9 protein-coding genes are annotated in these 11,855 nt (G+C 53.8%); 8 read left to right on the forward strand and 1 reads right to left on the reverse strand.

Annotated features, from left to right (window positions below):
• Nucleotides 1-61 precede the first annotated feature (61 nt).
• The gene (locus tag GSF01_RS00655) at nucleotides 62-1,072 is read right to left on the reverse strand and encodes a LacI family DNA-binding transcriptional regulator (RefSeq protein ID WP_159881084.1); all 1,011 of its coding nucleotides are present in this window, start codon (nucleotides 1,070-1,072) and stop codon (nucleotides 62-64) included.
• A 148-nt stretch (nucleotides 1,073-1,220) separates the two neighbouring features.
• Here GSF01_RS00655 and GSF01_RS00660 point away from each other — a divergent pair, with 148 nt between their 5' ends.
• The 8 genes from GSF01_RS00660 to GSF01_RS00695 all read left to right on the forward strand — a co-directional run bounded on the left by GSF01_RS00660 (nucleotide 1,221) and on the right by GSF01_RS00695 (nucleotide 11,772).
• Complete coding sequence (locus GSF01_RS00660; protein WP_159881085.1) at nucleotides 1,221-1,892, forward strand: cyclase family protein; 672 nt, start codon at nucleotides 1,221-1,223, stop codon at nucleotides 1,890-1,892.
• 16 nt (nucleotides 1,893-1,908) lie between these two features.
• The gene (locus GSF01_RS00665; protein WP_159881086.1) at nucleotides 1,909-2,856 is read left to right on the forward strand and encodes an aldo/keto reductase; all 948 of its coding nucleotides are present in this window, start codon (nucleotides 1,909-1,911) and stop codon (nucleotides 2,854-2,856) included.
• Nucleotides 2,853-3,866 (forward strand): zinc-binding alcohol dehydrogenase family protein, encoded by a 1,014-nt coding sequence (locus GSF01_RS00670; RefSeq protein WP_159881087.1) that lies wholly within the window; start codon nucleotides 2,853-2,855, stop codon nucleotides 3,864-3,866. Before GSF01_RS00665 ends, GSF01_RS00670 begins: the two co-directional genes overlap by 4 nt.
• Before the next feature lie 33 nt (nucleotides 3,867-3,899).
• Nucleotides 3,900-6,299: a glycoside hydrolase family 95 protein gene (locus GSF01_RS00675; protein WP_235941196.1), complete on the forward strand. Its 2,400-nt coding sequence runs from the start codon at nucleotides 3,900-3,902 to the stop codon at nucleotides 6,297-6,299.
• Nucleotides 6,300-6,445: 146 nt separating this feature from the next.
• Entirely contained in the window at nucleotides 6,446-7,978 is a 1,533-nt protein-coding gene (locus GSF01_RS00680) for a glycoside hydrolase family 31 protein (protein ID WP_159881089.1), read from the forward strand.
• Nucleotides 7,979-8,149: 171 nt separating this feature from the next.
• Nucleotides 8,150-9,334, forward strand: a complete 1,185-nt coding sequence (locus GSF01_RS00685) for an NAD(P)/FAD-dependent oxidoreductase (protein ID WP_159881090.1) — start codon at nucleotides 8,150-8,152, stop codon at nucleotides 9,332-9,334.
• A 56-nt stretch (nucleotides 9,335-9,390) separates the two neighbouring features.
• The gene (gene sigJ, locus GSF01_RS00690) at nucleotides 9,391-10,251 is read left to right on the forward strand and encodes an RNA polymerase sigma factor SigJ (protein WP_159881091.1); all 861 of its coding nucleotides are present in this window, start codon (nucleotides 9,391-9,393) and stop codon (nucleotides 10,249-10,251) included.
• Nucleotides 10,252-10,326: 75 nt separating this feature from the next.
• Complete coding sequence (locus GSF01_RS00695; protein WP_159881092.1) at nucleotides 10,327-11,772, forward strand: serine hydrolase domain-containing protein; 1,446 nt, start codon at nucleotides 10,327-10,329, stop codon at nucleotides 11,770-11,772.
• Nucleotides 11,773-11,855 lie beyond the last annotated feature (83 nt).

Raw genomic sequence — 11,855 nt, forward strand, 5'->3', positions numbered from 1 at the left:
TGGTACTAATTATAACACACATCCACTACGAATAGATATCGAAATCGGAACTGCCTCATGCCTATCTTCTCGCTGTCGAGGCCCGTACCTTTAGCTCAGCGGGGAGGACGATCCTCCGCGTAGTCGCTGGCGCTTCATTTTGAATCCGTTCGATCAAGAGCTGCATACCAATATACCCCATGTCGTAGGCGGGCTGCTTCGCTATCGTTAAGAACGGGTTGTAGTCCGGTATTATATCCGGATCGTCGAAGCAAGTGACGGAAATATCCTCCGGCACTCGAATTCCTAGGGAACGCAAGGCGCGTAACGCATTCACTCCGATGAAGTTATTGGCCGCAACTATAGCCGTGGGCCGCTCATCATGCTGGAGCGAAATGAATTTGGAGATGATCTCGTCGAGGTTGTCCTGCTTGAAATGGGTTTCGATCATATAAGCCGGATTCGGCTGAATACCCGACAATATCAACGTGTCCCGGAAGGCCTGGGCCCGTTCGCGCGCATTAGACAAATAGCCGGGACCATTAATCAAGCAGATGCGCTCGTGACCAAGCTCAATGAGGTGTTGAACCAGCTGCCGGGTCGTGTTCAAGTTATCCCCTGTAACCGAATCGGCGGGTACCGAATCGACAGTTCGGTCTACATAGACAAAGGGGGTTCTCCGTTTCGCAAGCTTCTTCATATTCGCGGCGGAATCGTCGCTGGCCGGTACAATCAAGGCTCCGTCTACGCCAGTAGACATGAGCATATCGATGTACATGGCTTCTTTTTCCTTATTCTCGTCCGTGTTCCCTAATAGTAACTGGTATCCAAGCTGCAGCGCCTTATCTTCCGCCCCCCGCGCAATATTGGTGAAGAATGGGTTGGATATATCAGGAATAACAAGCGACACGAGCTTGGTCTCCTTCGAGGTAAGACTGCGTGCCGGCTTGTTCGGAATGTATTCGAGTTCTCTTATGGCCTCTTCCACTTTCAACCTCGTCGATTCTTTGATGGAAGGCGAATTGTTGATCACGCGGGATACCGTCATCGGCGAGACGTTGGCCTTCTTGGCTATATCGTAGATGGTTACCATCACCAAACATCCTTTCAAGCTCTATTCCTTCATAATGGGACAACGGCAAAAGGTTTTCAAGTCGGGGACCGTTGACCGTTAAGAAACTTGTATGATACTATTTTGTTACCGGTAACATAATAATAACAAGAGACGGGGTGTTATGTCCATGACCGTAACGATAAAATCCATGATCGACTTATCTCAGGAGGTTTATCACAACTGCCCGGTGCTGCCGGAATTTGATCCACCCAGGATCGACTATCTGCGGGTAGGGCCGAGGGACGGCTGGACGGTGGAGCAAATCACCATGAACCTGCATACGGCAACGCATATGGATGCGCCGGCTCATATGGCTGATTTTCGAAAGACGTTGGACGAATTTCCCGTGGAGCGATTTCAAGGCCGTTTAGTTTTGGTAGAGCTTTCTAATAAATTGCCGAGCGAGCCTGTGACTGTAGACGATCTGCATCCTTATGCGGAGCTGTTAACTGATGAGTCCGTCGTATTCTTACATACAGGCTGGGGTGAAAAACGGGCCTGGACCAAGGAGTTTATTTTCCAGTCTCCTTATCTATCCAACGAAGCGGCGCAGTTCCTGGTGGACAGAAATATCCGGGGAATCGGCATCGATCATTTCAGTATTGGCGGCACGGGTCCGGAGAACGAAGAAACCCACAGGATTTTGCTTCGCGCCGGCATGTGGATTGCCGAGGGGCTTTATTTGTCGCATTCCGAGCTAGCTGAGGGCGACTGGCATGTCATGGCGCTTCCGGTGAAAATTCGGGAGAGCAGCGGTGCTCCAGCAAGAATCGTAGCCTTCCAATGGGACAATCCTTAAGAATCGAGGGGTAAACATGAACTATCGAAAGCTCGGAAAAACCGGACTCGACGTGTCGGTATTAAGCTTTGGGGCCTCGTCGCTGGGGTCCGTATTCCATCCAACCGATGACAAGGAAGGGATCCGCACGGTCCATGAAGCCGTGAATCAGGGGATTAATTATATCGATGTTTCTCCCTATTACGGCTTATTGAAGGCGGAGACGGTACTCGGCCAGGCACTGCTGGATATACCTAGAGACCAATACATTCTTAGCACGAAGGCCGGCCGTTATGGGGCTGACCGGTTTGATTTCTCCTACGACCGGATCATTCGAAGCGTGGAAGAAAGCATGACCCGCCTGCATACGGATTATATCGATATTCTTTTCTTACATGATATTGAGTTTGGGGACATGAACCAGATTGTCGAAGATGCGATCCCGGCCTTGGAGCATTTGAAGAAGCAAGGCAAGATCCGATTTACGGGCATATCCGGTCTGCCGCTAACCATATTCCAAACGGTGCTTTCCCAAAAGCCGATCGACGTTATTTTATCGTATTGCCATTATTCACTTAATGATGATTCCCTGCTCGAGCTCCTGCCGCTGCTTAGTGAAAAGGGAACCGGACTGGTCAATGCTTCGCCCCTGTCGATGGGACTGTTGTCCGGCAATGAGCTGCCGGCCTGGCATCCGGCAACGCCGCTCATTCGCCAAGCATGCAAGGAAGCATTCGATTACTGTTCATCTATTGGGGTACCACTGCCCAAGCTTGCCATCCAATTTGCAGTAAACCATGAGGGCATCCCGACGACGCTGGTAAGTACCTCCAAGCCGCAGACCATAATGACGAATATCGGCTATGCGCTCGAAGAGCAGGATTTCGAGGTTATTCAAGAAGTTCGCCGTATATTGGAACCGATTCAACGTTTGTCTTGGCCCAGCGGAAAATCGGAATACAACATGGGGGTGCGTGTAGAATGAAATGCATCGTTTGCGAAGAACCGAATCGATTGGTGATGAAGGAGGTCGACGTTCCCGTTCCAGATCCGGGGGAGGCGCTTATCCGCATCGTGCGGGTCGGCATTTGCGGAACGGATCTGCACGCTTACAAAGGAAACCAGCCTTATTTCGTCTATCCTCGGGTGCTTGGACATGAGCTTTCGGCCGTCGTCGCTGAGATTGCGGATAATGACCTCGGGATCGCCGCTGGGGACCTCGTTAGCGTCATCCCGTACATCCACTGCGGGTCGTGTATCGCATGCCGGAATGGGAAGACCAATTGCTGCACGAAGATGAGCGTAATCGGTGTTCATCAAGACGGAGGCATGCGTGAATATATGACGGTGCCGATCGAGCATCTGATTCGCGCCGAAGGACTGACCCCCGACCAGGCTGCCATCGTCGAATGCTTCAGCATCGGGGCCCACTCGATTCGAATTGCCGGTATTCGTCCGGGAGACTTTGTGCTCGTGATCGGCGCGGGCCCCATTGGCCTCGGGACGATGAAATTCGCCAAGCTGGCCGGTGCGAAGGTCATTGCCATGGATATCAACGAAGAGCGGCTGCAATTTTGCAAAACATGGGTGCCTGCCGACTATATCGTGAATGTGAAGAACGACCCGTTAAAGGAAGTGGAGGCCATCACCGGAGGGGACTTCCCGACGACCGTTCTCGATGCAACCGGCAACGTGAAATCGATGGAGCAAGCGCTGAATTATGTGTCTCATGGCGGCAGGCTCGTATATGTAGGGCTAGTCAAAGCCGATATCACCTTCCACGATCCGGATTTCCACAAGCGCGAGATGGCGATTATGGGCAGCCGGAATGCGCTTCGTGAAGACTTCGTACAAGTGATCGATAGTATTCGCCAAGGATCCATAGACACTCGGGCGTTTATTACTCACCGTGCGGACTTCAATGAGATGATCGAGCGGTATGACAGCTGGCTTCGTCCTGAAACGGGTGTAATCAAAGCGGTTGTGGAGCTGTAGACCTTAATCAAGCTAGTAGGAGAGTGAGTGCCGGTGAGCAATAACCAAGTCATACAATTTCATGGCCCTGCCGTTACTTGGACGGAAGCGCTGCCTATCGGAAACGGCAGACTTGGCGGAATGGTTTTTGGCGGTGTTGAGAAAGAACGCATAGCATTGAACGAAGATACGCTTTGGTCGGGTTACCCAACGAATTGGAATAACGCGGAAGCGAGGGAAGTACTGCCGAAAGTAAGGCAGCTCATCGCGGAACAAAGATATGAAGAAGCGGATCGGCTCTGCAAAAGCATGCTGGGACCCTATACGCAATCATATTTGCCGTTCGGCGATCTGCATATGGTGATGGAGCACGGCCAAAGTTGCCGCCCCGGGTATGAAAGGAAGCTCGAACTTTCCACCGGCATCGTAACCATTGCTTATGAGATTGGCGGTATTCGGTACACCCGGGAAATATTCGCGTCGTATCCGGATCAAGCTATTGTCGTCCGGTTAACGGCAAGCCAAGAAGGGCTGCTCAGTTTCCGCGCCAAGCTGGATAGTCCGCTTCGATTCTCCTCGAATCTAGATGCGGATACCTATACGATATCAGGCAAAGCGCCGGAGCACGTCGCACCGAATTACCATCATGTGGAAAGCCCCGTGCGTTACGGCGACCCGGAAACGTCCAAAAGCTTGAGCTTCCACGGACGTTTAGCTGCGGTGCATGAGGGCGGGACCATGAAGGTCGATACGGATGGCGTACATATCGTGGGGGCGACAAGTGCGACCTTATATGTCAGCGCAGCGACATCGTTTGATTCGAGTGTCGGGGCGAGCAGGTCCGATCGCGTCCCGGCCCATGCAACCGCAGAAGCGATTCGGGCCATTCTCCAGAAGCCGTATGCGGATATTCGGAAGCATCATGTTGAGGATCATAGCAGGATTTTTAACAGGGTCGAGCTTCGTTTGGGGGAAAGCAGAGCCCCGCAGAACTTGCCTACGGACCGGCGAATTGCCGAATACGGAAGCAGCGATCCAGGACTAGTCGAGCTCTTGTTCCACTACGGACGCTATTTGATGATCGCCAGCTCGCGCCCGGGCTCACAGCCCGCCAATCTTCAAGGTATCTGGAATGAGGAAACCAGGGCGCCCTGGAGCAGTAATTACACGCTTAATATTAATGCAGAGATGAATTATTGGCCTGCGGAGACTTGCAACATGGCTGAGCTGCATGAGCCGTTGCTTGATTTTATCGGCAGGTTAGCTGTAAACGGTCAGAAGACTGCAGAAGTGAATTACGGAGCAAGAGGGTGGGTAGCGCACCACAATTCCGATTTGTGGGCTCAGACAGCGCCGGTCGGCGACTTTGGCCATGGAGACCCGGTATGGGCGTTTTGGCCGCTCGGCGGCGTATGGATGAGCCAGCATTTATGGGAGCATTATGCCTTTAGCGGGAACGAAGCATTTTTACGGGATAAGGCATACCCCATTATGAAGCAAGCTGCATTATTTTGTTTGGAATGGCTCATTCCGGGTCCAGACGGCTATTTGATTACGTCGCCATCCACCTCTCCGGAGCATAAATTTAAGATTGGGGATCAACACGGTGCGGTTAGCGCTGCAGCGACCATGGATTTAGCTTTGATCGGAGAATTGTTCGAGATCTGCATCCAAGCGGCGGAAAAGCTTCAGACGGATGAAGAGTTTGCGAAGACCCTGCTTGAGACGAAAATGAGGCTGCTGCCGATGCAAATCGGTCAAAGAGGCCGATTGCAAGAATGGTCCGAAGATTTCGAAGACCAGGATGTGCATCATCGTCACGTATCCCATCTGGTAGGCATTTATCCGGGGGGGCTCCTTACGGAGCAGTCTGCTCCCGAACTCTTTCAGGCAGCCAAGACATCGCTGGAGATCAGGGGAGACGGGGGAACGGGATGGAGTCTGGGCTGGAAAATCGGTTTATGGGCCAGATTCAAGGATGGCAATCGTGCGGAGCGGCTCATCTCGAATTTGCTGACGCTCGTGAAGGCGGACGAGCCGATGAACGCTCACAAAGGCGGCGTATATGCCAATCTGTTTGACGCGCATCCTCCTTTCCAGATCGACGGCAACTTTGCGGCGACGGCCGGAATCGCCGAGATGCTGCTGCAATCTCATCAAGCATGCTTGGAGTTTCTGCCGGCATTGCCGGATGCTTGGAGGGACGGTTATGTCAAAGGACTGCGCGGAAGAGGCGGATACGAAGTCGATTTGGAATGGGCAAACGGCTCATTGTCTAAGGCAGTCGTCACTTCTTCAATCACGCAGACTTGTGAAGTGTTCACGAAGCAAGCGATCCAGATAGCTCGGGCGGATCAGGATCAAGAAGTCGAATGGTCCTTTACGGAGAGCGGCCGAATTCGGTTCCATGTGGAAAGCGGCGGACGTTATGTCATCACGACGGTCAATGTTTGAATAGTTGATCCCGCAAAGTCCGGCGTAGCAAAAGTCAATATTGTTATAGTTTAAATCACAACATTAAGATTGTCGCTGTCCTCCGCAGCAAGGTAAAATCGATCTAAATAAGGAGAGCTCGACTCTCCATTCAGACGGAGGCTGGCATGTACAACGAAACCATTAGAATCCCGTTGACGGAAAATGAATATTGGTGGGGAGGAACCGTGTCCGACGGAACGCTTATGCCATTCGGCAAACGGACCCCCCATCAGCGCGATTTGTTCGGGGACGCCGGCTATAATCAAGCCAACCCGCTGCTTCTATCCAGCAAGGGGAGATATGTATGGTCGGAAGAGCCGTTCCGCTTTGCATTTGAAGGTGATGAGCTTGTGGTCGAGGGAGTGAAGGGAGCGATTAAGGTCGAGAGAGGCGGGGACCATATGCGAGATGCGTTTCGCCACGCATCGCAAACGTATTTCCCGCCTTCAGGCACATTCCCGGATTTATTGTTTTTCACCGTTCCGCAGTACAACACCTGGATGGAGATGAGCTATCATCCGACGCAAGATAAGGTGTTGGCTTACGCGGAAGCGATTATCGCGAACGGTCTTCCGCCAGGGATTCTTATGATCGACGATAACTGGCACGAGGACTACGGAACGTTCAGCTTTCACCCAGGCAGATTTCCCGACCCCAAAGCGATGGTGGACCGGCTGCATGAGCTTGGATTCCGCGTCATGCTGTGGGTGTGCCCGTTCATTAGCCCTGACGGAGAAGTGTTCCGTTATTTGCGAGACCAAGGATATCTGCTGAAGGAAGCGGACGGGAAGCCGGTCGTACGTTATTGGTGGAACGGCTACAGCGGTATATTGGACGGTACGAACCCGGAAGCGGTGAGCTGGATTGCCGGCGAATTGGATCGGCTTGTGGAGCAATACGGCGTCGACGGATTCAAATTGGATGCCGGGGACCCGCAGTACTACAAGCCTACCGATATGAGCGCAAGACCGGCGACGCCGAACGAGCAATCCGAACAATGGGCGCGGCTTGGTCTCCGATACGCCTTCAACGAGTATCGGGCGTGCTGGAAGCTGGCCGGTCAGCCGCTTGTTCAGCGCTTGAGCGACAAAAACCACAACTGGCAAACCGACGGTCTGGCCAGCTTGATACCCAACGGACTGGCGCAAGGACTCCTCGGCTATGCCTTCAACTGCCCCGACATGGTCGGCGGCGGACAGTATGGGGATTTAATCCGTCCCGACTTTCAAGTGGATGCCGAGCTGTTTGTCCGTTACGCACAATGCTCGGCGCTGTTCCCGATGATGCAATTTTCCACGGCGCCGTGGAGGGTGCTTGATGAAACGCATTTGTCCTATTGCATCGAAGCGGCTAATCTGCACTGCCGGATGGGAGCCGAGTTTGCCGGGCTGGCCAGGCACGCTGCAGCAACAGGAGAACCGATCATAAGACACCTGGCCTATGTGTTCCCAGAGGGTGGCTATGAGTCGGTGACCGATCAATTCATGCTGGGCGATGACATCTTGGTTGCTCCGGTGCTACGGAAAGGTGCAACCGTCCGTAAGATCCTATTTCCGCAAGGGACATGGGATGGCGACGATGGAAGCCGGGTTGTCGGCCCTTGCGAGGTTGACGTGGACGCTCCGCTTTCCAGGCTGCCGTGGTACCGCCGAGTATAATTTTTTAGTGGAAGCAGTGGAGTAATGACACTGCTTCTCTTTTTTGCTTCTATATTAAACGGGATCATGTTAAACGGGATCATGCAAAATTACTCATTCATTCGCTTCCGATGTCACAAATCAGAGCCTTACATTGTTATATGTGCAAAACGCAAAGGGAGCTGAGGAGTGATGAACGACTTGACATGCCTAATCATCGGAGGCGGCCATGCGGGGCTGGCCGCTCTCCAAGCCATAATGGAGACGACCAGAGGCATGGCGAACGGGCGGCGGATCCGGTTTGTTTTGCTCGACAAGCAGCCTGGTCATGTGCGCAAAGTGTTGTTGTTCCGGCCGGCTGTGAGTGGGGAAGAGATTATGATTCCCTGGACGCATTGGTTTCCCGAAGGAGTCGAATTCGTGCAAGGTACGGTTACGTCCGTGGATAGTGGGGAGAAACGGATTCGATATACGAATGCGCAAGAAAATGAGGCCCGAATACATTATGATCTTTTAGTCGTGGCGGTCGGCAGTATCGTTCGGCGACCGGATCCCGATCAGGGAGGCATCGCTTTGACCGACCCGCAAGTAGCGGCACACATCCGGGAACGCTGGCGTGCCAATCTGCAGAAGGCTGCTGATGAGAGGAACCTCAAGGAACGAAAACGATTGATGACAATAGCGGTTGCGGGAGCGGGTATCAGTGGCATAGAGACGTCCGCCGAGCTTATTCTCGCCATGCGGGAGGAAGCGTCGAGGCTAGGGCTGAATTCGTCCGATATCTGCGTCTATTTGCTGAATGCGCAGGAGCGATTGTTCCCGGAAGGGCCGGAGAAAGTAGGACGGAAGCTGGATAGGACGCTCAGCGAAATTGGAGTGACAGTGGTTCATAATCGTAAGGTGATCCGGGAGGAAGCGGGAGTGGTGACGTTCAGCAATGGGGATCGTCTGGCGGTTGGCTTATGTATATGGGCGATTGGACTGATACCGAATCCAGCCCTTCGCAGCATGGGTTTGCCGCTTACTCCTGAAGGTCAAGTGCTGGTGGATGAATGCTATCGCGTCAAAGGGGCGCCGGGTGTATACAGCATTGGCGACTGTGCGAGAATCGTCGATCCGAGAACCGGCAAGGCGGATCAGATGACGTGCAAAGAAGGCGGAATGCAGGCGGATCGATTGGGGAAAATCGTGCTGGCCGATCTGGAAGGCCGCCCCGCGCCGGTACACAAATCGTATAAGGATCTCTTCTGCATCGGCCTGGGGGAAAATCGCGGGTTGGTATGGACGCGTCAATGGGGACTTGATATGATCATCACAGGAAAGCTGGGATGGAAAGCCAGAAAGCTTGGATGGGATTTGGCCAGCAGGCTCCGATAGAAACATGGAGGCCCAGATGCAGGAGGTCTAATAGCCCGGAGAAGGTGATACGGCGAATGGAGAAACTGTACGATCAATATAAACCGCTGCTGTTCACGCTGGCGTATCAGTTGACAGGCTCTGCGGCAGACGCGGAAGATGCGGTGCAGGACGTGTTTGTCAAGGTCTTCGATGTACAACCCGAACGATTGGAGGAGCCGAAGGCCTATTTGTGCAAAATGGTAACCAATCACTGCCTCAATCTGCATAAGTCGGCGCGGAGGAGAAGGGAAGTGTACGTCGGTCCGTGGCTCCCCGAGCCTATTCGAACGCCGGAGGCGGAAACGCTAGAGATGACGGTCGTCCACCGTGATCTGCTGTCTTATGCCATGCTCGTACTGTTGGAGAGGCTAACGCCGACAGAGCGGTCGGTTTTCGTCCTGCGTGAGGCGCTGGGCTTTGATTATCCCGATATAGCGCAACTGCTCGGCAAGAGAGAGGCGAATTGCCGCAAGTTGATGAGCCGGGCAAGAAGCAAGCTGGGAATATCCGAGGAGGAGCGGGTCGAGGCCGAAGCGGTCGAATTGGAATGGGTTAGCCGATTCCTCACATCCCTGGAGCTAGGTGACGTCGAGCATGTGTTAGCCTTGCTGACTGAAGACGTCATGCTCGTCTCGGATGGAGGCGGCAAAGTCATCGCGTTCAAGCAGCCGATACAAACGCGCGAGCACGTGGCCAGAGTCCTGCTGGAAGGGTTTCAGGGCGGGCACATTTATCAGGGAAAGCTTCTTTTCGAGGTTGCCTCTCTAAATGGTCAGACCGGTATAGTAATCCGTTCAGGGGACGAAACTCTGGCAGCGATATGTATACAACTCCGACGCGGAAAGCTTGCCAACATGTATGTCGTACGAAATCCGGATAAACTTATCCGGGTTTAAGGAGCGACCAGCGGAGAACAAAAAAACCAGCGATGGAACCTATCCATCTCGCTTAGATAAGGAGCGCTTAGGAAGATGAATCAAGACCGATTAGAGAGGATAGCACCGGAGAAGGCCGGGATCTCATCCGAGGCTGTATGGGCATTTGTTAAGCAGGCGGAGGAGCTGGGCATCCCCCTGCATAGCTTCATGCTGCTTCGGGGCGGCCGAGTCGCCGCTGAGGGATATTATGGTCCATTCGAAGCGGAACACCTTCACCCCATCTTCTCAATAAGCAAAAGCATCACCTCTGCCGCGGTAGGCATCGCGATTGGGGAAGGTCTGCTGAAGCTGTCGGACAAGGTGTCGGACTTCTTCCCTGAGAAGCTTGAGGGGGAGCTGAATCCCTATACGGCGATGATGACTGTGGAGCATCTGCTGCTGATGGCGACGGTTCATCCGAAATCCACCAGCACGCAGATGGAGGATTGGGTTAGCGGCTTCCTGAATACGCCGCCGACCAAGCTGCCAGGTACCAGCTTCGCATACGATACGACGGGGACCCATACACTGTGCGCGATATTGCAGAAAGTGACCGAAATGACGGTACTGGAGTATCTGCGTCCCCGATTGTTCGACCCGCTTGGGATGGGCGAGCTGTGGTGGGAGAGCTGCCCGCTCGGTATAAATAAAGGGGGCAGCGGCGTTCGCTGCACGACAGAGGCGCTGGCTCGATTCGGTCAGCTGTATCTGCAGGACGGCGTATGGAACGGCACCCGCATCCTACCGGAGGGATGGGCCGGGCAGAGCACCGGCAACAGGATAGGCACTTATGGGACTCGCATGATGCTGGACGGCAAGCATGGCTACGGCTACCAATTTTGGCGGATCCGCAACAACGGCTACTGCGCCTTGGGGATGGGAGGGCAGCTGATTATCGTGCTGCCTGAGCAGGAACTGGTATTCGTGACATTGGCCAATACGCTGGAATACAGGGATGGACAGGCCCGCATATTGGAGTGCTTCTGGTCCACGATCCATGCAGGGCTTATTCAGAGGACGGATCGTCCCTACTCGCCTGAGCCGCAAGCGGCAGAGGAGCTATCGAAGAGACTCGCCAGCTTGAGTCTTTTCATGCCCGCAGGCAAGCCGGACTCCCCGTTATCTCGCGGGATTGCGGGTCGGCGTTGGGAGCTGCATCCGAACCGCTCCGGTTACGAGGCCTGTGAGTTTGTGCTGGAGGGCGAACGTACGGGCTTGCTTCTTCAGAAGGGAAGTGATCGGACGGAGCTGCGATTCGGCTTGGGAGCTTGGACGCAAGGGATGGAGCCTTTCATGGGCCTCGGGGCGCTTTCCTATGGTGCCGCTGTCTGGACGGATGAACGAACGCTTGTGGTGACGGTCCACGTCTTCGATCCGCTTCAGCTGTTTACCCTGACGTGCCGCTTCCTCGAGGGGGACAGCTTGAGCATCCAACTCATAGCGGCCGGAGCGCAGATGAACGATCACGAGGAGCACCTGACCGGTTGCTCGTATGGCTGAGAAACATGATTCGAAAGGTGAGTTCATTCCAGCCTAAAGAAGGCTTTACCGGTAAACGTCATGCATATGGCCGTCTTCGGTTT

This window comes from Paenibacillus puerhi (assembly GCF_009846885.1).
Taxonomy (GTDB): Bacteria; Bacillota; Bacilli; order Paenibacillales; family NBRC-103111; genus Paenibacillus_G; species Paenibacillus_G puerhi.

Bases quoted from the DNA above. Each gene is read 5' to 3' on its own strand.
- GSF01_RS00655 (WP_159881084.1), bottom strand. From the start codon at position 1,072: ATGGTAACCATCTACGATATAGCCAAGAAGGCCAACGTCTCGCCGATG.
- GSF01_RS00660 (WP_159881085.1), top strand. From the start codon at position 1,221: ATGACCGTAACGATAAAATCCATGATCGACTTATCTCAGGAGGTTTAT.
- GSF01_RS00665 (WP_159881086.1), top strand. From the start codon at position 1,909: ATGAACTATCGAAAGCTCGGAAAAACCGGACTCGACGTGTCGGTATTA.
- GSF01_RS00670 (WP_159881087.1), top strand. From the start codon at position 2,853: ATGAAATGCATCGTTTGCGAAGAACCGAATCGATTGGTGATGAAGGAG.
- GSF01_RS00680 (WP_159881089.1), top strand. From the start codon at position 6,446: ATGTACAACGAAACCATTAGAATCCCGTTGACGGAAAATGAATATTGG.
- GSF01_RS00685 (WP_159881090.1), top strand. From the start codon at position 8,150: ATGAACGACTTGACATGCCTAATCATCGGAGGCGGCCATGCGGGGCTG.
- sigJ (WP_159881091.1), top strand. From the start codon at position 9,391: ATGGAGAAACTGTACGATCAATATAAACCGCTGCTGTTCACGCTGGCG.
- GSF01_RS00695 (WP_159881092.1), top strand. From the start codon at position 10,327: ATGAATCAAGACCGATTAGAGAGGATAGCACCGGAGAAGGCCGGGATC.